We start from the raw sequence: 23,584 nt of genomic DNA, 5'->3' as shown, positions 1-23,584 counted from the left end.
ACGGCGGCGCCAATTTTTTGTTGCAGTGCAACATGAATGATGGGATACTCCGGGAAATCCCGAATAAGGCATTAGGAGACATCGGATGAATTCTGACGCGGACTGGGCTTCGCAAGCGAAGCAGTTCCAGCAGGAACTCGGCACGCAGTGGGCGCAGGCCCTCAACTCCTTCCAGCAGGCCGCCACCGGCACCGCCCCCAGCGCTTTTCCTGGCCTGAGCTTCTCGCCCGAAAAACTGGGCGAGCTGCAGCAGGCCTACCTGCGCGAGGCCTCCGAGCTGTGGAACCAGGGCCTCACCGAGCGCGCGGCGCCGGCGGACAAGCGTTTCGCCAACGATGCGTGGTCGCGCAATCCGGTGGCGTCGTTTTCCGCGGCCGTCTACCTCCTGAACGCCCGCACGCTCCTGGGCCTGGCCGAAGCCGTCCAGGCCGATCCCAAGGTCAAGGCGCGCCTGCGCTTCGCGGTCGAACAGTGGATGGCGGCCTCGGCCCCCAGCAACTTCCTCGCGCTCAACGCCGAGGCGCAGCAGAAGGCCGTGGAGACCCGGGGCGAGAGCATCGCCCGCGGCGTGCAGAACCTGCTGGCCGACCTGCAGCAGGGCTACGTCTCCATGACGGACGAAAGCGCCTTCGAGGTGGGCCGCAACGTGGCGACCACCGAGGGCGCGGTGGTGTTCGAGAACGACCTGTTCCAGCTGATCGAATACAAGCCGCTGACCAAGCAGGTGTACGAGCGCCCCTTCCTGGTCGTGCCGCCCTGCATCAACAAGTTCTACATCCTCGACCTGCAGCCCGAGAACTCGGTGATCCGCTACCTCTCGGAGCAGGGCCACCGCACCTTCGTGGTGAGCTGGCGCAACCCGGATGCCTCGATGGAGGACAAGGGTTGGGACGACTACATCGAGGACGCCGTCCTGAAGGCGATCTCGGTCACGCAGGACATCGCGGACGCCAAGCAGATCAACGCGCTGGGCTTCTGCGTGGGCGGTACGCTGCTCGGCACCGCGCTCTCGGTGCTGGCCGCGCGCAAGCAGAAGCCGGTGGCTTCCGCCACGCTGCTGACCACCTTCCTCGACTTCAGCGACACCGGCATCCTCGACGTCTTCATCGACGATGCCTTCGTGAAGTTCCGCGAGATGCAGATGGGCAAGGGCGGCCTGCTGAAGGGCCAGGAACTGGCCTCCACCTTCAGCTTCCTGCGCCCGAACGACCTGGTGTGGAACTACGTGGTGGGCAACTACCTGAAGGGCGAGACGCCGCCGCCCTTCGACCTGCTGTACTGGAACAGCGACTCCACCAACCTGCCGGGCCCCATGTATGCCTGGTACCTGCGCAATACCTATCTCGAGAACAACCTGGCGCAACCGGGCAAGTGCACGGTCGCCGGCGAGAAGGTGGACCTGGGCAAGGTGGACATCCCGATCTACATCTACGGCTCGCGCGAGGACCACATCGTGCCGATCGCCGGCGCCTACGCCTCCACCCGGCACCTCACCGGCAAGAAGCGCTTCGTGATGGGCGCCTCCGGCCACATCGCCGGCGTGATCAACCCGCCCTCGAAGAACAAGCGCTCGTTCTGGACCAACGACAAGCTCCCCGGCACCTTCGACGAATGGCTGAAGGGCGCCAAGGAGCAGCCGGGCAGCTGGTGGCCCGACTGGTCCGCCTGGCTGAAGCCGCACGGCGGCAAGCAGATCGCAGCGCCGAAATCGTACGGCCGCGGCAGCAAGTACAAGGCCATCGAGCCCGCGCCCGGCCGCTATGTGAAGGCGAAGGCCTGACGGCCTTCGCGAAGGGGCTGGCGACCAGGAGCCAGGGGCTGGGCCATCCAGCCTCCGGCCCACGGTCCAGGCCCCCGTCGCAAGAAACGCAGTTCCCACGCCCCTAGCTCCAAAACCTGCACAGGAGACCCCATGGAAGACATCGTCATCGTTTCCGCCGCGCGCACCGCCGTCGGCAAGTTCGGCGGCTCGCTCGCCAAGATCCCCGCCTCGGAGCTGGGTTCCATCGTGATCAGGGAGGCGCTGGCGCGCGCCAAGGTCGATCCGGCGCAGGTCGGCGAAGTGATCATGGGCCAGGTCCTCGCCGCCGGCGTGGGCCAGAACCCGGCGCGCCAGGCGCTGATCAAGGCCGGCCTGCCCAAGGAAGTGCCGGGCCTGACGATCAACGCCGTGTGCGGCTCCGGCCTGAAGTCGGTGATGCTCGCCGCCCAGGCGATCGCCTGGGGCGACAGCGAGATCGTGGTGGCCGGCGGCCAGGAGAACATGAGCGCCGCGCCGCACGTGCTGCTGGGTTCGCGCGACGGCCAGCGCATGGGCGACTGGAAGATGGTCGACTCCATGATCGTCGACGGCCTGTGGGACGTCTACAACCAGTACCACATGGGCGTCACGGCGGAGAACGTGGCCAAGGCGCACGGCATCGACCGCGCCGCGCAGGACGCGCTGGCGCTGGCCAGCCAGCAGAAGGCCGCCGCGGCGCAGGACGCCGGCAAGTTCAAGGACGAGATCGTGCCGGTCTCCATCCCGCAGAAGAAGGGCGATCCGCTGCTGTTCGACACCGACGAGTACGTCAACCGCAAGACCAATGCCGATGCGCTGTCCGGCCTGCGTCCCGCCTTCGACAAGGCGGGCACGGTGACGGCGGGCAACGCCTCCGGCCTCAACGACGGCGCCGCCGCGGTGGTGGTGATGAGCGCGAAGAAGGCCGCCCAGCTCGGCCTGAAGCCGCTGGCGCGCATCGCCGCCTTCGGCACCTCCGGCCTCGATCCGGCCACCATGGGCATGGGTCCGGTGCCGGCCTCGCGCAAGTCGCTACAGCGCGCCGGCTGGAAGGTGGACGACGTCAACCTGTTCGAGCTCAACGAGGCGTTCGCGGCGCAGGCCTGCGCGGTCAACAAGGAACTCGGCATCGATCCCAGCAAGGTGAACGTGAACGGCGGCGCGATCGCGATCGGGCACCCCATCGGTGCGTCCGGCTGCCGCATCCTGGTGACGCTGCTGCACGAGATGCAGCGTCGCGAGGCGCGCCGGGGCCTGGCGGCCCTGTGCATCGGCGGCGGCATGGGGGTTTCCCTCGCCTTGGAACGCGCCTGAGCGCCTAGATTCGATTTCCGGCAACTTCACTTCACAAGGACAAGACATGGCTCAGAAAGTGGCATACGTGACCGGCGGCATGGGAGGCATCGGCACCGCCATCTGCCAGCGCCTGCACAAGGAAGGCTTCACCGTGATCGCCGGCTGCGGCCCGACGCGTGACTTCGAGAAGTGGCTGAACGAGCAGAAGGCGCTCGGCTACGCCTTCCACGCCTCGGTCGGCAACGTGAGCGACTGGGAGTCGACGGTCGCGGCCTTCGGCAAGGCCAAGGCGGAGTTCGGCACCATCGACGTGCTGGTCAACAACGCCGGCATCACGCGCGACCGCATGTTCCTGAAGATGACCCGCGAGGACTGGGATGCGGTGATCGACACCAACCTGAACTCCATGTTCAACGTGACCAAGCAGGTCGTGGGCGACATGGTGGAAAAGGGCTGGGGCCGGATCATCAACATCTCGTCGGTCAACGGCGAGAAGGGCCAGGCGGGCCAGACCAACTACTCCGCCGCCAAGGCCGGCATGCACGGCTTCACGATGGCGCTGGCGCAGGAACTGGCCAACAAGGGCGTGACCGTCAACACCGTGAGCCCGGGCTACATCGGCACGGACATGGTCAAGTCGATCCGCCAGGATGTTCAGGACAAGATCGTCGCCACCATTCCCGTGAAGCGCTTCGGCGAACCCAGCGAGATCGCGTCGATCATCGCCTGGCTGGCCACCGAGGAAAGCGGCTATTCGACCGGCGCGGACTTCTCCGTCAACGGCGGCCTGCACATGGGCTGATCGCCGGCGGCGATGCTCCCGAAGGCCCGCATTTGCGGGCCTTTTTCATTTGCGGTCCTCGACCATGTCCTCGATCACGAGGTAGCGATAGCGCTGGCCGTAGGAGATGTGCAGATCCTTCAGCAGATCGAGCACGTGCTCCGAGGTCAGGCGCGCCTTCGCGTGGACGATCAGCGCGTGCTGGCCTGCATGGGCCAGCGCGCGGAAGTGGGCGGCGGTGTCGCTCTCCGTGCCGACGGAGGGCAGCAGCCCGTCGTCTTCTTCGTCCGTGCAGCCGGTGATCTGGCGCTCGAATTGCTCCGGCGTGGCGTGGCACAGGTCGTCCTCGGACACCCCGTCCTTGCGCAGCAGCTCGCAGGCCCGCTTCGCTTCTTCTGCGGTCGGGAACATCAGCACCATGTGGCCGGTGGGATAGAACACCCCGCGCATGTTGGTCAGGGATCCGACACTGAACGGTTTCATTGGCAAACTCCTTTGGCGACTGCGACTGCATGAAAAAGAATACAGCGCGCAAAGGCGCGCGAAAGTAGGACCCTTCGCGCGTCGTGGAGACGGGCACCGTGGCTCAGCGGCCGCGGAGCACCCTCATTCGACGAGGTCCTCGATGACCAGCTTGCGGTACTTCTGGCCGAAGGACATGGGCGTGTCGCGCAAGGCCTCCATCGCCCGGTCGGAGTCCTCCTGCGAGGGCGCGTGCACCATCAGGCCGTGGTGGCCCTGCGCGAACAGTTCTGCCATCTTGCGGACCGTGTCGCCTTCGGTGCCGGCCGAGGGCAGGACGCCCTCGTCGCCCTCGGTTCCGGCGATCTCGCGCCGGAAGTCCTCCGGGGTCATCAGCATCACGTGCCGTTCGGCGATGCCGGCGCCGCACACCTTGCGCGCCGCATCGCGCGCCTGCGCTTCGCCCGGGAACATCAGCACGATCCAGCCGGTGGGGTAGAACACGCCGGTCATGGTCTTCATGTCCCGGTCGATCTGGAACGACCTCATGCCTGATCCTTTCCTTGATTTTTCTGCTCCAGCCATTGCAGCCCGGACGGCCGGGCTTGGCTGTAGTCGGGCGAGGGCTGCAGGGGTAGGAAGGGGCCGGATGGGGGCCGCGCGGCAAGCTGGGACAATACGGGGGTGACCTCCGACCCGCGCAACTGGCGCATGTCGGTCGCGCCCATGATGGACTGGACCGACCGCCACTGCCGCTTCTTCCACCGCCTGCTGAGCCAACGCTCCCGCCTGTACACCGAGATGGTGACCACCGGCGCGCTGCTGCATGGCGACGTGCCCCGCCACCTGGATTTCGATCCGTCCGAGCATCCCGTCGCCCTGCAGCTGGGAGGCAGCGAGCCGGCCGACCTGGCGCGCTGCGCGAAGCTGGGCGAGGACTGGGGCTACGACGAGATCAACCTCAACTGCGGCTGCCCCAGCGAGCGGGTGCAGCGCGGCGCCTTCGGCGCCTGCCTGATGGCCGAGCCGGCCCTGGTGGCCGACTGCGTCAAGGCCATGGTGGACGCGGTGGACGTCCCGGTCACCGTCAAGCACCGGATCGGCATCGACAAGGTGGAGAGCTACGAGTTCGTGCGCGACTTCGTCGGCACGGTGGCGGAGGCCGGCTGCCGGGTGTTCATCGTGCACGCCCGCAACGCCTGGCTCAAGGGCCTGTCGCCCAAGGAGAACCGCGAGATCCCGCCGCTGCGCTACGAGCTGGTGCACCGGCTCAAGCGCGACTTCCCGCAGCTGGTGCTGGCCCTCAACGGGGGCCTCACGCGCGACGAGGTCGTGCGCGAGCAGCTGGATGCGCTGGACGGGGCCATGATCGGGCGCGAGGCCTACCACCACCCCTGGTGGCTGGCCCGCTGGGACGCGCTGTTCTACGGCGAACCTGCTTCCACGCTGCGGCGCGAGGAGGTGGAGGAGCAGATGGTGCGTTACATGGAGCGCGAGCTGGCGCGGCACGGCACGCCCTGGGCCTCCATCGCGCGGCACATGATGGGGCTGTACAACGGCCTGCCGGGCGCGCGGCGCTGGCGCCAGGTGTGGAGCGACCACCGGCTGAAGGGCGAGCCGGCGCGGGAGGTCATGCGCAGGGCGCACGAAGGGCTGCAGCTGGCCGCGGCCTGAGCGATCCCCGCGGCCTGCGTGCGACTTCCGCGGCGGGCGGCGTGCCAGGACGGGGGCGTCCCGCGATAATGCGACGCCAGAGAGGAGCCGCCCGTGCAAGAGGAGCAGTCGTCCCGCTGGCCGCCGCCCGACAACGAGGACAAGCCCGTGCGCGAGTTCGCCCAGGGCTTCGTCGAGGCGCACCGGCGCAGGATCTTCCTCGGGCTGTCGATCGCCGGCATCTTCCTGTTCGGCCCCTTCACGGTCAACAACTTCCTGCAGGGCCGCGTGATGCTGGGCATCGCCACCAGCGTCTTCATGGTGTGCCTGCTGGCCAACGCCCTGAGCATCGCCCGTGGCCGTGCGCCCATCGTGCCGGCGTGGGCGATCTTCGTCGCCTCCATCGTCGGCCTGGCGACGGCCATGTACCAGAACGGCCTGATCGGGGTCTTCTGGGTCTACCCCGGCATCCTGCTGTTCCACTTCATGCTGCCGGTGCGGCAGGCCAACATCTTCAACATCGCGATGGTCGCCATGACCGTCCCGCTGGCCTGGATGCACCTCGGGCCCGCGCTCACCGCGCGCGTCGGCGTGACGCTCACGCTGGTGGTCGTGTTCGCCAACATCTTCTCGCGCATCGCCGAAGCGCAGCACGTGAAGGAGGCGGAGCAGCGCGAGCGCCTGGACACGCTGGTGCGCCGGCTGGAGGAGCAGAACCAGGCGCTGCGCGAGGCCTTCCGGGTGCGCGAGGAGGTGGAGCGCATTGCCCGCCACGACCTGAAGACGCCGCTGGCCAGCATCGCCTCGGTGCCGCGCCTGCTGCGCGAGCGGCGCCCGCCGGACCCGGTGGAGGACGAGCTGCTCGGCACCGTGGAGCGCGCGGCCCTGCGCGTGCTGAGCATGGTCAACCTGTCGCTGGACCTGTTCCGCATGGAGGCCGGCACCTACCGGCTGCGGGCCCAGGCGGTGGACCTGGCGGGGGTGGTGAACACGGTGGCGCGCGAACTGCACCCGCACGCGCGCTCGAAGAAGGTGCGCCTGGTCATCGAGCTGCCGCCCAAGCCGGTGCATGCCAAGGCGGAGGAGCTCCTTTGCTATTCCACCGTGGCCAACCTGCTGAAGAACGCGGTGGAAGCCGCGCCCGAGGGCTCCGACGTGCGCGTGCGCCTGCGGCTGGCGCCGGGCGCGGGGGGCGAGGCGGTGTCGCTGGACATCAGCAACGTGGGCGAGGTGCCGCACGAGGTGCGCAACCGGATCTTCGAAAAGTACGCCACCCACGGCAAGCGCGGCGGCACCGGCCTCGGCGCGTATTCGGCGCGGCTCATGGCGCAGGTGCAGCGCGGCGACCTCGTCATGCATTCGCGCCACGGCATGACGACCCTGTCGCTGCGCCTGCCGCCCTGGCGCGCGCCGCTGCCCCCGCGCCCCACCGAGCGTCTGCCGCTGGGCCAGGCCCGGCCGCAGGCGGTGGCGACGCCGCCCGCGCTGCCGGCGCTGTCGGTGCTGCTGGTGGACGACGACGAATACAACGTCGTGGTGCTGAAGAACCTGCTGCCCAGCCCGCCGCTCACGGTGTTCACGGCAGTGAACGGGCGGGATGCGCTGGACGTGGTGCGTGCCGGGCGGCCCGACGTGATCTTCATGGACCTGCAGATGCCGGTCATGGGCGGCCTGGAGGCGGCCCGGGCCATCCGCGACCTGCAGCGCGAGCGCGGCGAGGCACCGAGCTACCTGGCGGCGTTCTCGGCGCACGACGACGAAGCCACGCGCCACGAGTGCCTGCAGGCAGGCTTCGACCTGTACCTGGCCAAGCCGGCCTCGCGCGAGGAGGTGCTGGCCGTGCTGCGGCGCGAGGACCCCGCCGTCCTTCACGCCGTGTCCGCGCCCGTGCCCCTGGGGCCGGACGGGGAGGCGACGGCGGCCCCGGGGCCGCCGCCCGGGCGCGTCTGGGTCGAGCCCGGCCTGATGCACCTCATGCCCGAGTTCCTGGCCTCGCGCCGGCAACTCGCGGAGGCGCTGCTCGGCGCGGCCCGGCAGGGGGAGCGCGAGACCGTGCGTGTCACCGCCCACAAGCTGGCGGGCAGCCTGGCCATGTACGGATTCAAGCAGGCGAGCCGCGCCAGCCTCGAGCTGGAGCAGGTCGCGATGGAAGGCGAGCTCGACGAGCTGCGCGCCCGCTGCGACGCGCTGGTGGAGATGATCAGCAGCGTGGAGCCGGTGGCCCGGCCGGCCTGAGCCGGGGCGGCCTCAGGTGGCCGCTTCCAGCCCGCTGCGGAAGTGGCGCTGCATGCCTTCGCGCGCGGCCTCCGGGCGGCGCTGCACGATCGCGTCCATCACGGCGCGGTGTTCCTCCAGCGACTCCTCGATCCGCCCCGACTTCAGCAGCGAGTGCTGCCGGTTGAGCTTCATCACCTTGCGCAGGTCGGCCACCATCTGGTTGCGCCAGCGGTTGTTGGCCAGTTCCAGCAGGCGCATGTGGAAGCGCTCGTTGACCTCGAAGAAGCGCTCGCGGTCCTTGACGGCGCCTTCGAGCTCCTGATGGAGCTGCTGCAGTTCCCGCAGTTCCGCATCCGCCGCCCGCTCCGCGACCACCGCGGCGGCGTCGCTCTCGAGCAGCGCGAGCAGGTGGTAGACCTCGGCCAGGTCGCGCTCCGACACCTCGGTGACGTAGGCGCCGCGCCGCATCTTCATCGTGACCAGGCCTTCGGCGGCCAGCACCTTGAGCGCCTCGCGCAGGGGCGTGCGGCTGATGCCGTACTCCTGCGCGAGCCGGACCTCGTCGATCCAGCTGCCGGGTTCCAGTTCGCGGCGGAAGATCCGCTGCCGCAACAGCTCCGCGACCTCCTCGTAGAGGGGGGTACGGGAAGCGAGGGCTGCTGCGATCATGGGAGCCATTCTAGGCAGTACGAAATTCTTTATCAATAATTATGAATCATGTATCATGCCGCGTCCGTGTCAAAAAGACACGGCTGCAGAGGAACGCCCGATGACCGCCGCCCAGCCCGAATTCAAGCCCGTCTCCCTCGAGGAGTGGAAGAAAGCCGCCGCCAAGTCCGCCCCCGGCGGCAACGTCGATGCGCTGAACTGGATCACCCCCGACGGCATCGCCGTCAAGCCGCTGTACACGGCGGCCGACCTGCAGGGCGTGCCCCACGCCGACACGCTGCCCGGCTTCGCGCCCTTCCTGCGCGGCCCGCAGGCCACCATGTACGCCGCCCGGCCCTGGACCATCCGCCAGTACGCCGGCTTCTCCACCGCCGAGGAATCGAACGCCTTCTACCGCAAGGGCCTCGCCGCCGGCGGCCAGGGCGTCAGCGTGGCCTTCGACCTGGCGACGCACCGCGGCTACGACAGCGACCATCCGCGCGTGGTGGGCGACGTCGGCAAGGCCGGCGTGGCGATCGACTCCGTGGAAGACATGAAGATCCTGTTCGACGGCATCCCGCTCGACAAGGTGTCGGTCTCCATGACCATGAACGGCGCCGTGCTGCCGGTGCTGGCCGGCTACGTGGTGGCGGCGGAGGAGCAGGGCGTTGCGCAGGACAAGCTGTCCGGGACCATCCAGAACGACATCCTCAAGGAGTTCATGGTCCGCAACACCTACATCTACCCGCCCCAGCCTTCGATGCGGATCATCGGGGACATCATCGAGTACACGGCGAAGAACATGCCGAAGTTCAACTCGATCTCGATTTCCGGCTACCACATGCAGGAGGCGGGCGCCAACCAGGCGCTGGAGCTGGCCTTCACGCTGGCCGACGGCAAGGAGTACGTGAAGACGGCGCTGGCCAAGGGCCTGGACGTCGATGAGTTCGCCGGCCGCCTGTCCTTCTTCTGGGCGATCGGGATGAACTTCTATCTCGAGATCGCCAAGATGCGCGCGGCCCGCCTGCTGTGGTGCCGCATCATGCAGGGCTTCGGGGCGAAGAACCCCAAGAGCCTGATGCTGCGCACGCACTGCCAGACCTCGGGCTGGTCCCTGACCGAGCAGGACCCGTACAACAACGTCGTGCGCACCGCCATCGAGGCGATGGCGGCGGTGTTCGGCGGCACCCAGTCGCTGCACACCAACAGCTTCGACGAGGCGATCGCGCTGCCGACGGAATTCAGCGCCCGCATCGCCCGCAACACGCAGCTGATCATCCAGGAGGAGACCCACATCACCAACGTGATCGACCCCTGGGCCGGCAGCTACATGATGGAGAAGCTGACGCAGGACATGGCCGACGCGGCCTGGAAGATCATCGAGGAGGTCGAGGCCATGGGCGGCATGACGCGCGCCGTGGACTCCGGCTGGGCCAAGCTGAAGATCGAGGCCGCCGCCGCCGAGAAGCAGGCCCGCATCGACTCCGGCAAGGACGTGATCGTCGGCGTCAACAAGTACAAGCTGGCCAAGGAGGATGCGATCGAGATCCTCGAGGTCGACAACGTGCGGGTGCGCGAGCAGCAGATCGCCCGCCTGGAGCAGATCAGGGCGAAGCGCGACGGCGGCAAGGTGCATGCGGCGCTGGAGGCGCTGACCACCGCCGCGCGCACCGGCCAGGGCAACCTGCTGGAGTTGGGCATCCAGGCGATCCGCCTGCGGGCCACGGTGGGCGAGGTGAGCGATGCGCTCGAGAAGGTGTTCGGGCGCCATCGCGCCGATACGCAGAAGGTGACCGGTGTGTACGCAGCAGCTTATGAATCCGCCGAAGGGTGGGAGACCCTCAAGTCCGAGATCGGCCGCTTCGCCGACGAGGAAGGGCGGCGTCCGCGCGTCATGATCGCCAAGCTGGGGCAGGACGGCCACGACCGCGGCGCCAAGGTGGTCGCGACCGCCTTCGCCGACCTCGGCTTCGACGTCGACATGGGCCCGCTGTTCCAGACGCCCGAAGAGTGCGCCCGCCAGGCGATCGAGAACGACGTGCACGCGGTGGGCATCAGCACGCTGGCCGCCGGCCACAAGACGCTGGTGCCGGCCATCATCGCCGAGCTGGAGAAGCAGGGCGCCGACGACATCGTGGTGTTCGTGGGCGGCGTGATCCCGCAGCAGGACTACGAATTCCTCTACAACGCGGGAGTCAAGGGCATCTACGGCCCCGGCACCCCGATCCCGGCCAGCGCGAAGGACGTGCTGGAGCAGATCAGGCAGGCCACCACGCGCGCGTGAAGTTGCGGAAATTGGAATCTGACCCCCATTAGATGGACCTGAAGTCCTCCCTCCTCGCCGCCCCCGGCCCGCAGCAACGCCGCGCGATCGCCAAGACGATCACGCTGCTGGAGTCCACCCGCGCCGACCACCGCGCGCAGGCGGACGCGCTGCTCACGGAACTGCTGCCGCACACCGGCCAGTCGTTCCGCCTGGGCATCAGCGGCGTGCCGGGCGTGGGCAAGAGCACCTTCATCGAGGCGCTGGGGCTGGACCTGATCGCGCGCGGGCACCGCGTCGCGGTGCTGGCGATCGACCCGTCGTCGAGCATCTCGGGCGGTTCCATCCTCGGCGACAAGACGCGGATGGAGCAGCTCTCGGTGCAGCCGCAGGCCTACATCCGGCCGAGCCCGTCCAGCGGCACGCTCGGCGGCGTGGCAGCGAAGACGCGCGAGGCGATGCTGGTGTGCGAGGCCGCCGGCTTCGACGTGGTGATCGTCGAGACCGTCGGCGTGGGCCAGAGCGAGACCGCGGTCGCCGGCATGACCGACATGTTCATCCTGCTGCAGTTGCCCAACGCGGGCGACGACCTGCAGGCGATCAAGAAGGGCGTGATGGAACTGGCGGACCTGGTGGTCATCAACAAGGCCGACCTCGACCGTGACGCCGCCACGCGCGCCCAGGCGCAGATCACCAGCGCCCTGCGCATCCTCGGCCAGCACGGCCATCCGGGACATGCGCAGCACGACGCCACCCTGTGGCATGCTCAGGTGCTGCAGCTCAGTGCCCTCAAGGCCGAGGGCATCGACAAGTTCTGGCAGGCGGTCACGCGTTTCCGCAACCTGCAGGAGGCCAGCGGCCGGCTGGCGGCGCGGCGGCGGCAGCAGGCCCTGGCGTGGATGTGGGAGCGCATCGAGAGCGGACTGAAGCAGGCCTTCCGGCAGCACCCCGAAATCCGGGCGCGGCTGCCCGAAATGACGAAACAAGTGGAGCAGGGCACGCTGGCGGCCTCGACCGCCGCGCGGCAACTGCTCCAGGCCATGGGTGCCGGGTTCCCCCCGGCATGACGAGAATCTGGAGAACGATATGCACGACATCCTGGAACAACTGGAGAAGAAGCGCGACGCCGCCCGCCTCGGCGGCGGCGAGCGCCGCATCGACGCGCAGCACAAGCGCGGGAAGCTGACCGCGCGCGAGCGCGTCGAGTTGCTGCTCGACGAAGGCACCTTCGAGGAATGGGACATGTTCGTGGAGCACCGCTGCACGGACTTCGGCATGGAGGGCAACAAGATCCCCGGCGACGGCGTCGTCACCGGCTACGGCATGATCAACGGCCGCCTGGTCTTCGTCTTCAGCCAGGACTTCACCGTCTTCGGCGGCGCGCTGTCCGAGGCGCATGCCGAGAAGATCTGCAAGATCATGGACCAGGCCATGAAGGTCGGCGCGCCCGTGATCGGCCTCAACGACTCCGGCGGCGCCCGCATCCAGGAAGGCGTGGCCTCCCTGGGCGGCTATGCCGACGTGTTCCAGCGCAACGTGATGGCCTCGGGCGTGATCCCGCAGATCAGCATGATCATGGGCCCCTGCGCGGGCGGCGCCGTGTACTCGCCGGCCATGACCGACTTCATCTTCATGGTGAAGGACAGCTCGTACATGTTCGTGACCGGCCCCGAGGTGGTGAAGACGGTGACGCACGAGGAGGTGACTGCCGAGGAACTGGGCGGCGCCACCACCCACACCGGCAAGAGCGGCGTGGCCGACCTGGCGTTCGAGAACGACGTCGAGGCGCTGGTGATGCTGCGCCGCCTCTACAACTACCTGCCGCTGAACAACCGCGAGAAGCCGCCGGTGCGCCCGAGCAACGATCCGGCCGACCGCATGGACTTCTCGCTCGACACGCTGGTGCCGGACAACCCGAACAAGCCGTACGACATGAAGGAGCTGATCGTCAAGACGGTGGACGACGGCGACTTCTTCGAACTGCAGCCCGACTACGCCAAGAACATCGTGATCGGCTTCGCCCGCATGGAAGGCCAGACGGTGGGCATCGTGGCCAACAACCCGCTGGTGCTGGCCGGCTGCCTGGACATCAAGAGCTCGATCAAGGCGGCGCGCTTCGTGCGCTTCTGCGACGCCTTCAACATCCCGGTGGTCACCTTCGTCGACGTGCCCGGCTTCATGCCCGGGACCGCGCAGGAGTATGGCGGCATCATCAAGCACGGAGCCAAGCTGCTGTACGCCTACGCCGAGTGCACCGTGCCCAAGGTCACGGTCATCACCCGCAAGGCCTACGGCGGCGCCTACGACGTGATGAGCTCCAAGCACCTGCGCGGCGACGTCAACTTCGCCTGGCCCAACGCCGAGATCGCGGTGATGGGCGCCAAGGGCGCGGTGGAGATCATCTTCCGCGAGGACAAGGGCGACCCGAACAAGCTGGCCGCCCGCGAGGCGGAATACAAGGCCCGCTTCGCCAACCCCTTCGTGGCCGGCGCCCGCGGCTTCATCGACGACGTGATCCTGCCGCACGAGACCCGCAAGCGCATCTGCCGCTCGCTGGTGATGCTGCGCGACAAGAAACTCGAGAACCCGTGGCGCAAGCACGGGAACATTCCGCTGTGACACGGGAGCCGTTGGCCGTGAAGAAGTTGCCGTCCCCCCGCGCGGCCGCCGCGCTGCTGGCCCTGGCCTGCGCCGCCGCCGGCGCGCAGCAGGCCGCCGCACCGAAGGCCGCGGCGTCCGCCGCCCAGGGCCCCGCGCTCGGCAAGGTGCTGCAGGAGCAGCTGGTCCCGGTCCCCGGTGGCAAGCCGGGCGAGAACAAGCGCGAGTTCAAGCCGCTGCCCGAAGGCGCCTACCGCTTCGAGAACGGCGAGTACCGCTCGGGCGTTTCCGGGATCATGCTGAAGCTGCCGCAGCTGCGCGACGAGAAGATCGTGTCGGTGCGCGAAGCCGTGGTCCTCGCGCACGGCAAGGAAGTCGACACCTCCCACATCCTGTTCGTGCCCGATCCCGAGGGCGTCGCCGCGGATCCGCTCGGCCCCGTGTCCGCCGTGGTGGTCACACGCCTGCGCCAGGACCGGCCGCACGACCGCGAGTCGGTGCTGAAGGCCTGGGAGCCGCGCAGCCCGGAACAGCGCAAGGCCATGGAGGCGCGCGGCATCGAGTTCGCCCGGATCAACTCCGGGCTCGGCGAGGGGCTGGAGCGGATCGTGCCGAACCGCGTCGCCGACCCCAACTTCCCCTACCGCACCCACGCCGACGAGAACGCGAAGCAGCTGCGCTCGGTCGGCGTGACGCGCTACCTGGTGTCCCAGGACTCGGCCCTGCTGGAGTTCTCGCAGGTGTTCCCCTGCCGCGAGCTCGCCGCCGAGGCCTGCAAGGCCGCGGCCCTGAAGGCCTCCGACCGTTTCGTGCAGGGCGTGAGCTCCTTCCTCCTGGTCCGCGGCACCGGCGCGCCGACCCCCCAGAACAAAGCCTCCCAGCCGCAGGGCAAGTGAGAACGACATGTTTGAAAAGATCCTGATCGCGAACCGCGGTGAAATCGCCTGCCGCGTCATCACCACCGCCCGCAAGATGGGCATCAAGACCGTCGCCGTCTACTCCGACGCCGACCGCGACGCCCGCCACGTGGCGCTCGCCGACGAAGCGGTCCACATCGGCGCGCCGCCCAGCCGCGAGAGCTACCTGGTGGCCGACAAGATCATCGCCGCCTGCAAGAAGACCGGCGCCCAGGCAGTCCACCCCGGCTACGGCTTCCTGTCCGAGAACGAGGACTTCGCCAGGCGGGTGGAGGAGGAAGGCATCGTCTTCATCGGGCCCAAGCACTATTCCATCGCGGCCATGGGCGACAAGATCGCCTCCAAGAAGCTGGCGAAGGAAGCGAAGGTCAATACCATCCCCGGCTACAACGACGCGATCGAGTCGGCCGAGCAGGCGGTGAGCATCGCCAAGGACATCGGCTACCCGGTGATGATCAAGGCCAGCGCCGGCGGCGGCGGCAAGGGCCTGCGCGTGGCGTTCAACGACAAGGAGGCCTTCGAGGGCTTCACCTCCTGCCGCAACGAGGCGCGCAACAGCTTCGGCGACGACCGCGTCTTCATCGAAAAGTTCGTCGAGGAGCCGCGGCACATCGAGATCCAGGTGCTCGGCGACGCCCACGGCAACGTGCTGTACCTGAACGAGCGCGAGTGCTCGATCCAGCGCCGCCACCAGAAGGTCATCGAGGAGGCGCCGTCGCCCTTCATCAGCGAAGCCACCCGAAAGGCGATGGGCGAGCAGGCCGTGGCCCTGGCCAAGGCCGTGAAGTACCAGAGCGCGGGCACGGTGGAGTTCGTGGTCGGCAAGGACCAGAGCTTCTACTTCCTGGAGATGAACACCCGCCTGCAGGTGGAGCATCCGGTCACCGAGTGCATCACCGGCCTCGACCTGGTGGAACTGATGATCCGCGTGGCCGCCGGCGAGAAGCTGCCGCTCGCGCAGGCCGACGTGCAGCGCAACGGCTGGGCGATCGAGTGCCGCATCAACGCCGAGGATCCGTTCCGCAGCTTCCTGCCGTCCACCGGCCGGCTGGTGCGCTTCCAGCCGCCGCAGCCCAGCATGTGGGCCGCCGACACCGGGCACCTGCACGGCGTGCGCGTGGACACCGGCGTGGGCGAGGGCGGCGAGATCCCGATGTACTACGACTCGATGATCGCCAAGCTGATCGTGCACGGCACCGATCGCAAGGACGCGATCGCCAAGATGCGCGACGCCCTCAACGGCTTCGTGATCCGCGGCATCTCGAGCAACATCCCCTTCCAGGCGGCGCTGCTGGCGCATCCGAAGTTCGTGGCCGGCGACTTCAACACCGGCTTCATCGCGGAACACTACGCCGGCGGCTTCAAGGCCGAGGACGTGCGCCACGACGACCCGGACTTCCTGGTGGCGATCGCCGCCTATGCCAACCGCCGCTCGCTGGAGCGCTCCGCCGGCATCAGCGGCCAGATGCGCGGGCACGAGTTCGAGATCGGCGAGGAGTACGTGGTCGTCAAGCTCGATGCCGACGGCAAGCACCAGCACCAGCCGGCCAAGGTGCGCGAGTTCGCGGCCAAGAGCGGCTCCGCCGTGGTGGAGACCAACGGCCGCACCTACGAGATCTGCAGCAGCTGGCACCTGGGCGCGCCGCGCATGCGCGGCACGGTGGACGGCAAGTCCTTCATGGCGCAGGTGGAACGCGGCGCCAACAAGAACCCGCTGGCGCTGCGCGTGCAGCACAACGGCACGCGCCTGGACGCGATGGTGCTCACGCCGCGCACGGCCGAACTGTTCGCCCTGATGCCCTTCAAGGCACCGCCGGACATGAGCCGCTTCCTGCTGTCGCCCATGCCGGGCCTGCTGGTGGACGTGGCCGTGCAGCCGGGCCAGAAGGTGCAGGCCGGCGAACGCCTGGCGGTGATCGAGGCGATGAAGATGGAAAACGTGCTGTTCGCCTCGGCGGACGGCGTGGTGGGCAAGGTTCTGGCCGCAAAGGGCGAATCGCTCGCCGTCGACCAGCCGATCGTGGAGTTCGAATGAGCACGCGTCCGTTCAAGGTGCTGGGCATCCAGCAGATCGCCATCGGCGGCCCGGACAAGCAGCGCCTGCAGAAGCTGTGGGTGGACCTGTTCGGCCTGGAGATCACGGGCACGTTCCGCAGCGAGCGCGAGAACGTGGACGAGGACATCTGCGCGCTGGGCACCGGCCCGTTGAAGGTCGAGGTCGACCTGATGCAGCCGCTGGACCCGGAGAAGAAGCCCGCCGTCCACGCCACGCCCCTGAACCACGTCGGCCTCTGGATCGACGACCTGCCCACGGCCGTGGAGTGGCTCACGGGGCAGGGCGTGCGCTTCGCCCCCGGCGGCATCCGCCGAGGCGGCGCCGGCTTCGACATCTGCTTCGTGCACCCGAAGGGCAACGAGGAGTCGCCGGTCGGCGGCGAGGGTGTGCTGATCGAACTGGTGCAGGCGCCGCCGGAGGTGGTGCGCGCCTTTGCCGCTCTCGCGGGGCAGTCCGGGTAAACCCGTAGTCCCTGCCGCGCGGCGCGGAACCGCGCATATTTCCTCGCCAGCTACGGTTGAGGAGGCGACAATTGTAGGGATCTGTAACCATGGACCTCTCGTCGCCTCCGCCCCAGGGCATTTCCCGCCTCACAGCGCCTGAAAAGGCGCCGCACCTGCTGCGGCCCCTGGGCGCCGCGCTCGCGCGCGCGGCGCTTCCGGAGGCCGCCGCGGCCTTCGGCGCGGAGCTTTGCGAGCAACTTTGTTGCGCGCGTGCATCAGTCGGCATGCTGGGCCCGCAAGGGCTGCGGCTGGCCGGCAGCTCCCATCCCGCCGACCTCCAGCCGGGGCAGCCCGCCGCCGCGGCGCTGCTCGATGCGATGCAGGAGGCGATCGACCAGGCCAATGGCGTGGCCTGGCCGCCGCCCTCCGGTCATGACTTCATCACCGTGGCGCAGCGGCAGCTGGCCGGCACCGGCGCGGCCTGCAGCATCCCGCTGGTGGAAGGCACGCGCATCGTGGGCGCCATCGTGCTGGAACGCTCGGCCAGGCACTTCACCCTGCCGGAGCTGGCCCTGCTGGCCGACGTGGCCCGCCTGGCCGGTCCCGTGTTCGAACTGAAGCGGCAGCTGGCGCTGCCCTGGCACGCGCGCCTGCGCCAGTCCTGGCGCGAGCAGTTCGCCCGGCCCGGGCGTCGCCGCCAGGCCCTGGCGGGCGGCGCCCTCGTCGTGGTGGCGGCGCTCGCGGTGCCGGTGCCGTGGCGGGTGAGCGCGCCGGCGCGGCTGGAAGGCTCGGTGCAGCGGGCCATCGTGGCTGCCACCGACGGCTTCCTGCAGCAGGCCAACGTGCGTCCCGGCGACCGCGTGCAGGCCGGCCAGGTGCTGGCGGAACTCTCCTCGCAGGACCTGGAGCTGGACCGGCGCCGGCGCGAGAGCGAGCTGCGCCAGCACGAGAACGCCTACCGCGCGGCGCAGGCCCGCGCCGACCGCGCGCAGATGGTGACGCTGCAGGCCCGGGCCGCCGAGGCCCAGGCCCTGCTGGCCCTGGTGGAGGGGCAGCTGGCGCGCGCGCGCATCGAGGCGCCCTTCGACGGCATCGTGATCAAGGGCGACCTGGGCCAGAGCCTGGGCGCGCCGGTGCAGCGGGGCGAGGTGCTGATGGTGCTGGCCCCCAACGACAGCTTCCGCCTGATCCTCGAAGTGGACGAGGCCGACGTCGCCGCCCTGCGTCCCGGCCAGCGCGGCGAACTCGCGCTGGCGGCCCGGCCCGATCGCACGCTGTCCTTCGTCACGCGCCGCATCGTGCCGGTGGCCTCCGCCGCCGACGGCCGCAACTTCTTCGAGGTGGAGGCGGCGCTGGAGCAGACCCCGCCGCAGTTGCGCCCCGGCCTCAGCGGCGTGGGCAAGGTGGAGGCCGGCTGGCGCCCGCTCGCCTGGATCCTGGCGCACCGCGGGCTCGACTGGCTGCGCCTGGCCTGGTGGAAGGTGAGCCCCTGGTGAACCAGCCGCTGGTGAGCAGTTCGTGGCATCGCGTCGCGGGCCTGCGCGCGAGCCTCGTGCCCGGCCTGCGCATCGTGCGCCAGCAGGTGCGCGGACAGGCCTGGCACGTGCTGGTCGAACCGGGCTCGGGGCGGCAGCTGCGCCTGAATCCCGCGGCCTATGCGCTGGTGGGCCGCTTCGACGGCCGCGCCACGCTGGACGAACTGTGGCAGCGCCAGCTCGCGCACCGGCGCGAGGACGCACCCACGCAGGACGAGGTGCTGCACCTGCTCGCGCAGCTGTTCCGCGGCGGCATGATCCGCTTCGACTCGGCGCCCAACCTGTCGCTGCTGTTCGCGCGCCGCGGCGAGGAAGGGCGGCAGCGCCGGCGCGGCATGATGAATCCGCTGATGCTGCGCATGCCGCTGCTCGATCCGGGGCCGCTGCTGGAAACGCTGGCGCCGCTGGCGCACTGGCTGTTCCGGCCCCCGGCCTTCTTCGCCTGGCTGGCGACGGTGCTGCTGGCGCTGCTGGCCGCCGGCGCCAGCTTCCCGGAACTGCAGGCCGATGCGAAGCGCCTGTTCGCATCGCCCGCCAACTACTTCATCGCCTGGCTGGTCTACCCGGTGCTCAAGCTGCTGCACGAACTCGGGCACGGGCTGGCGGTGCGGCGCCACGGCGGCGAAGTGCGCGACCTCGGCGTGACGGTGATGTTCCTGACCCCCGCGCCCTACGTGGATGCGACCGCGGCCAACGCCTTCGCCTGCCCGCGCCAGCGGCTCGTGGTCAGCGCCGCCGGCATCGTGGTCGAGATCGGCCTCGCCTGCCTGGCACTGGGCGCGTGGCTGGCGCTGAGCCCCGGCGTGCTGCGCGACGCGATGCTGGTGGTCGCGCTGATCTGCTCGGTCTCGACCCTCCTGTTCAACGCCAACCCGCTGGTGCGCTTCGACGGCTACCACATGCTGTGCGACGCGCTGCAGCTGCCGAACCTCGCCCTGCGCAGCCAGGCCTGGTGGACGCGCCGCTGGCGCCGGTGGAACGGCGCGGGGACTCCGGGCCCGGCGCCCCTGCTCGCGCCCGGCGAGGCCAAGTGGCTGGCCCTCTACGCGCCGGCGTCGCTGGCGTACCGCGTGCTGCTGCTGCTCGGGCTGGTGTTCTGGATCGGACAGCAGTCCTGGCTGCTCGGATGGGGCGCCGCCCTGGCGGTGCTGGCCTGGCTGGCCCGCCAGGCCTGGCGCTGGGCGGCGGGCGACGGTTCCGACGCGCTCGCGCGCAGGCGTTCGCTGCGCGTCGCAGGCGTGCTCGCCGGCGGGCTCGCGGTGCTGCTGCTGGTCGTTCCGGCGCCGCACCAGGTGGTGGCGCGCGGGATCGTCTGGCCGCCCGACAAGGCGCAGCTGCGCGCTGGCGGCGACGGCTTCGTCGAGAGGCTGGAACTGCCGCAAGGCGGCACCACCCAGGCCGGCGAAGTGCTGCTGGTGCTGCGCGATCCGGTGCTGAATGCCGCGCGCGAACGCATCGAGGCCGAGCGGTCCGGACTGCTCGCGCAGCAATACCGGGCGCTGCTGCAGGAACCGGCCCGTGCCGCCGACCTTGCGCTGGACCTGGCGCGCAACGACGCCGAACTGGCCCGCGTCGACGAACAGCTGTCCCAGCTCGAAGTCCGCGCGCAGCTGCCGGGCGAAGTCGTGTGGGCGCGCCCGCAGGACCTCCCGGGCAGCTTCGCCCACCGCGGCGCGATGCTGGGGCACGTGTTGACCGGCAGCGCGGCCCACGTGCGCGTCGCGCTGCTGGAAGAAGACTGGTTGCGCACCCGCGGGCGCGTGCGCGCACTCGAAGTGCGGCTGGCCGATGCGCCCACGCAGACCCATGCGGGCCGGTTCGCGGAAGCCGCGCCGGGCGCCACGCTGGACCTGCCCGCGCCGGCGCTGGGCGACCGCTTCGGCGGCCCGGTGCCGGTGGATCCGGCCGACCCGCAGGGCCTGCGCGCCCGCGTGCCGGTGTTCCTGCTGGATGCCGAGGTGCCGTCGCTGCAGCCTTCCGCCATCGGCGGGCGCGCCTGGGTCAAGCTGGTGTTGCCGCCCGAGCCGCTGGGCCTGCAGTGGCTGGCGCATGCGCGCCAGCTGTTCCTCAAGCAATTCAGCCCGACCGGCCAGGTATGAGCCTCGACAGCACGTCCTGGCCGTTCCCGGGGCTCGTCTGGGGACCGTACCCGCAGATGCGGCTGCCGATCGAGCAGGCGGACCGGCCGGCGCGCTTCTGGCGCGGCGGCCTCGCGCGCAGCGCCCGCGACCTGCACGCAAGCCTGCCGCAACAAAGCGACGTGGCCGCCGAACTGGAGGCGCTGCGCCAGGCCCCGCAGGCCCGGCGCGATGCCGGCTGGCTGCAGCGGGCGCTGCGCGTGGCGGCCCTCACGATGCAGCGCACGCTGGGCGTGAAGCCGCACTGGCAGCAGCTGATGGCGGCGCAGGCGCTGCTGGACGAGCGCCTGGTCGAAATGGACACGGGCGAGGGCAAGACGGTGGCGATCGCGCTGGCGGCCGGCGTCGCCGCGCTCGCCGGCACGCCGGTGCACGTGGTGACCGCCAACGACTACCTGGCGCAGCGCGACGCGGAAGACCTTTCGGTGTTCTACGGTCGCCTCGGCCTGAAGGTGGGCTGGATCGCCCAGCCCATGGAGGCCGCGCAGCGGCGTGCCGCCTACGCGAGCGACGTCACCTACTGCACCGCCAAGGAACTGGCTTTCGACTACCTGCGCGACGGCCTGCTGCAGCCGGGCGACCTGTCGCCGCTGGAGCGGCGCCTGCGCGAGGCCGGCGCGCGCCAGCAGCCGGTGCTGCGCGGCCTGTGCATGGCGATCCTCGACGAGGCCGACACGATCCTGATCGACGAGGCCCGGGTGCCGCTGGTGCTGTCGCAGCCCGCCGCGGCCGTCGCCGAAGAGGCCTTCCTGCGCCGCGCCTTCGGCCTTGCGCTGAAGCTGCAGCACGGGCGCGACTACCGGGTGGAGCAGGGCCAGCCGCGGCTCACGGAGGCCGGGCTCGCGCAGCTGCAGGACTGGCCGGCCGACGCGCATCCTCTGCTGGGGCATCCGCAGCACCGCGCAAGTACGCTGGAACTGGCGATCAGCGCGGCCCACCTGCTGGAGCGCGACCGCGAGTACGTGGTGCGCGGCGGCGAGGTCCACCTGGTGGACGAAAACACCGGCCGCATTTCCGCCGGCCAGGCCTGGAGCCGCGGGCTGCACCAGCTGGTGGAGATCAAGGAGGGCGTGCCGCTCACGCGCCGCAACGCAACGCTGACGCAGATCACCTTCCAGCGCTTCTTCGTGCGCTACCTGCGGCTGGCGGGCATCAGCGGGACGCTCAGCGGCTCCACCCGGGAGATGCGTTCCATCTACGGTCTTTCCTCGGTGCGGGTGCCGCCGCGCACGCCGCGCCAGGTGCGGCAGGGGCCGACCCGCCTGTTCGCCGACAGCGGGCAGCTCTGGCAGGCGGTCGCGGCGCGCGCCGCCGACCTGTGCGCCGCCGGCCGCGCGGTGCTGGTGGGCACGGAGAGCGTGCGCGAGTCCGAAGCGCTGGCGACCCTGCTGCGCGCGCGCGGCCTGGCCCCCGTGGTGCTGAACGCGCGCCAGGACAGCGAGGAGAGCCGCGTGATCGGCGCGGCCGGCCAGCCCGGTCGCCTCACGGTGGCCACCAGCATGGCGGGGCGCGGGGCGCACATCGGCCTCGCGCCGTCCGTGCTCGCGTCCGGCGGGCTGCACGTGATCCTGTGCCAGCTCAATGCGTCGCCGCGCATCGACCGGCAGTTCCTCGGGCGCGCGGGGCGCCAGGGCCAGCCCGGGAGCTGCGAGACGATGCTCGCCCTCGACTTTCCGCTGCTGCGCAAGCGCTTGCCGCCCCTGTGGCAAGTGTTGCTGCAGCGACCCTCGATGAACCGGCTGTTCGCCCGGGTGAGCCTTCGGGCGGCCCAGGCGCTCGAAGGCTGGTCCCGCCGTCAACAACGTGCAAGACTTTCCGCGCTTGCACAAAACGAAGAACGCGACCTGAATTTCAGTCGCTGGGGAGCGTGATGAACTGGATGGGTCGTTCCCTCCTGGCTGCCGCCGTCCTGCTGATCCAAAGCGCGCAAGCCGCACCACCATCGGCGCCGTCGGCGCAGCAGCCCCTGGGGTGCCTGATCGAGCCGTTCAGCGTCTCCGACCTGGGCAGCCCCGTCGTGGGGGTGATCGAGCAGGTCCATGTCGAGCGCGGCGACCCGGTCCGCGCCGGCCAGCCGCTGGCCACCCTGCGGGCCGATGTCGAGCGCTCCTCCGTCAGCGTGGCCGAAGGCCGGGCGCAGGCGCAGGGCGAACTGCGGGCCGCCGAGGCCAATGCCGAACTGGCGCGCCAGAAGCTCGCGCGCGCGGTGGACCTCGCGCGCCAGGAGTTCATCTCCGCCCAGGCACTGGAGCAGGCGCGGGCCGAGGCGCTGGTCGCGGAGAACCGCCTGGTCCAGGCGCGCGAGCAGCGCGACATCTATGCGCGCGAGCACGAGCTGGCGCGGGCGCAACTGGGCCTGCGCACCATCCGCAGCCCGAGCAACGGCGTGGTCGCCGACCGCTTCATGTCGGTGGGCGAGCGCGTCGAGGAGCGGCCCATGTTCCGCATCGCCGTGATCGATCCGCTGCGCATCGAGGTGGTGCTGCCCGCCAGCCTCTACCCGGTGGTGAGCCGCGGCAGCGAGATGCGCATCACGCCGGAATTCCCGGGCGCCGAGCCCCGCATCGCGAAGGTGGTGCTGGTCGACAAGGTCATAGAGGGTGCCAGCAACACCTTCCGCGCGCGCCTGAGCCTGCCGAACGCCGGCAACAAGCTGCCGGCCGGCCTGCGCTGCAAGGCCGAACTGCCGAAGCAGGACGGCGCCGGCGCGCCGCACCCGGTACCGCGCGCCCCGTCCGCGCCCACCGGGGTGAAGCTGCAGGTCGAACCCACGCCGCGCGCACCGCGCCTGTGAGGT

At 70.0% G+C, this 23,584-nt stretch carries 18 protein-coding genes; 15 read left to right on the top strand and 3 right to left on the bottom strand.

The annotated features are described in order from the left end of the window. Positions 1–85 precede the first annotated feature (85 nt). The 3 genes from phaC to phbB all read left to right on the top strand — a co-directional run bounded on the left by phaC (position 86) and on the right by phbB (position 3,878). Positions 86–1,780: a class I poly(R)-hydroxyalkanoic acid synthase gene (gene phaC / locus JJ685_RS01915; RefSeq protein WP_201672481.1), complete on the top strand. Its 1,695-nt coding sequence runs from the start codon at positions 86–88 to the stop codon at positions 1,778–1,780. Between the two features lie 132 nt (positions 1,781–1,912). Next, entirely contained in the window at positions 1,913–3,094 is a 1,182-nt protein-coding gene (locus JJ685_RS01910; protein ID WP_201672480.1) for an acetyl-CoA C-acetyltransferase, read from the top strand. A gap of 46 nt (positions 3,095–3,140) precedes the next feature. Next, positions 3,141–3,878, top strand: a complete 738-nt coding sequence (gene phbB, locus JJ685_RS01905; RefSeq protein WP_201672479.1) for an acetoacetyl-CoA reductase — start codon at positions 3,141–3,143, stop codon at positions 3,876–3,878. 45 nt (positions 3,879–3,923) lie between these two features. Here the strand turns inward: phbB and JJ685_RS01900 are convergent, their stop codons facing one another. Beyond that, the gene (locus tag JJ685_RS01900) at positions 3,924–4,340 is read right to left on the bottom strand and encodes an RNA-binding protein (protein WP_201672478.1); all 417 of its coding nucleotides are present in this window, start codon (positions 4,338–4,340) and stop codon (positions 3,924–3,926) included. 123 nt (positions 4,341–4,463) lie between these two features. After that, a complete protein-coding gene (locus JJ685_RS01895) occupies positions 4,464–4,868 on the bottom strand; it encodes an RNA-binding protein (RefSeq protein WP_236598652.1) in 405 nt (134 codons plus the stop codon). Positions 4,869–5,003: 135 nt separating this feature from the next. On the opposite strand from JJ685_RS01895, the gene dusA reads away from it, so the two are divergent. Then, entirely contained in the window at positions 5,004–5,993 is a 990-nt protein-coding gene (gene dusA, locus JJ685_RS01890; RefSeq protein ID WP_330901689.1) for a tRNA dihydrouridine(20/20a) synthase DusA, read from the top strand. Positions 5,994–6,086: 93 nt separating this feature from the next. After that, the gene (locus JJ685_RS01885; protein ID WP_201672477.1) at positions 6,087–8,207 is read left to right on the top strand and encodes a response regulator; all 2,121 of its coding nucleotides are present in this window, start codon (positions 6,087–6,089) and stop codon (positions 8,205–8,207) included. Positions 8,208–8,219: 12 nt separating this feature from the next. On the opposite strand, the gene JJ685_RS01880 is transcribed toward JJ685_RS01885, so the two are convergent. Then, complete coding sequence (locus tag JJ685_RS01880; protein WP_201672476.1) at positions 8,220–8,858, bottom strand: GntR family transcriptional regulator; 639 nt, start codon at positions 8,856–8,858, stop codon at positions 8,220–8,222. Between the two features lie 100 nt (positions 8,859–8,958). Here JJ685_RS01880 and scpA point away from each other — a divergent pair, with 100 nt between their 5' ends. The 10 genes from scpA to JJ685_RS01830 all read left to right on the top strand — a co-directional run bounded on the left by scpA (position 8,959) and on the right by JJ685_RS01830 (position 23,581). Next, on the top strand, positions 8,959–11,121 hold the full coding sequence (scpA, locus tag JJ685_RS01875; protein WP_201672475.1) for a methylmalonyl-CoA mutase: 2,163 nt from the start codon (positions 8,959–8,961) through the stop codon (positions 11,119–11,121). Positions 11,122–11,153: 32 nt separating this feature from the next. After that, positions 11,154–12,167, top strand: a complete 1,014-nt coding sequence (meaB, locus tag JJ685_RS01870) for a methylmalonyl Co-A mutase-associated GTPase MeaB (protein ID WP_201672474.1) — start codon at positions 11,154–11,156, stop codon at positions 12,165–12,167. A 19-nt stretch (positions 12,168–12,186) separates the two neighbouring features. Beyond that, entirely contained in the window at positions 12,187–13,719 is a 1,533-nt protein-coding gene (locus tag JJ685_RS01865) for an acyl-CoA carboxylase subunit beta (RefSeq protein ID WP_201672473.1), read from the top strand. Between the two features lie 17 nt (positions 13,720–13,736). Further along, positions 13,737–14,594: a hypothetical protein gene (locus JJ685_RS01860; protein WP_201672472.1), complete on the top strand. Its 858-nt coding sequence runs from the start codon at positions 13,737–13,739 to the stop codon at positions 14,592–14,594. 7 nt (positions 14,595–14,601) lie between these two features. Beyond that, entirely contained in the window at positions 14,602–16,650 is a 2,049-nt protein-coding gene (locus JJ685_RS01855) for an acetyl-CoA carboxylase biotin carboxylase subunit (protein ID WP_201672471.1), read from the top strand. Then, positions 16,647–17,132 carry a VOC family protein gene (locus JJ685_RS01850; RefSeq protein ID WP_201672470.1) on the top strand — a complete coding sequence of 162 codons (486 nt, stop codon included), beginning with the start codon at positions 16,647–16,649 and terminating at the stop codon, positions 17,130–17,132. The genes JJ685_RS01855 and JJ685_RS01850 overlap by 4 nt, the downstream gene beginning before the upstream one ends. A gap of 89 nt (positions 17,133–17,221) precedes the next feature. After that, complete coding sequence (locus JJ685_RS01845) at positions 17,222–18,610, top strand: HlyD family efflux transporter periplasmic adaptor subunit (RefSeq protein WP_330901688.1); 1,389 nt, start codon at positions 17,222–17,224, stop codon at positions 18,608–18,610. Beyond that, positions 18,607–20,748 carry a PqqD family peptide modification chaperone gene (locus JJ685_RS01840; RefSeq protein ID WP_201672468.1) on the top strand — a complete coding sequence of 714 codons (2,142 nt, stop codon included), beginning with the start codon at positions 18,607–18,609 and terminating at the stop codon, positions 20,746–20,748. The genes JJ685_RS01845 and JJ685_RS01840 overlap by 4 nt, the downstream gene beginning before the upstream one ends. Beyond that, complete coding sequence (locus tag JJ685_RS01835) at positions 20,745–22,658, top strand: preprotein translocase subunit SecA (protein ID WP_201672467.1); 1,914 nt, start codon at positions 20,745–20,747, stop codon at positions 22,656–22,658. Before JJ685_RS01840 ends, JJ685_RS01835 begins: the two co-directional genes overlap by 4 nt. Positions 22,659–22,666: 8 nt before the next feature. Further along, a complete protein-coding gene (locus JJ685_RS01830) occupies positions 22,667–23,581 on the top strand; it encodes an efflux RND transporter periplasmic adaptor subunit (protein WP_201672466.1) in 915 nt (304 codons plus the stop codon). Positions 23,582–23,584: the final 3 nt, after the last annotated feature.

It is taken from the genome of Ramlibacter monticola (assembly GCF_016722785.1).
In the GTDB taxonomy this organism is placed as follows: Bacteria; Pseudomonadota; Gammaproteobacteria; order Burkholderiales; family Burkholderiaceae_C; genus Ramlibacter; species Ramlibacter monticola.
This window is presented reverse-complemented; position numbering and strand designations above follow the sequence as displayed.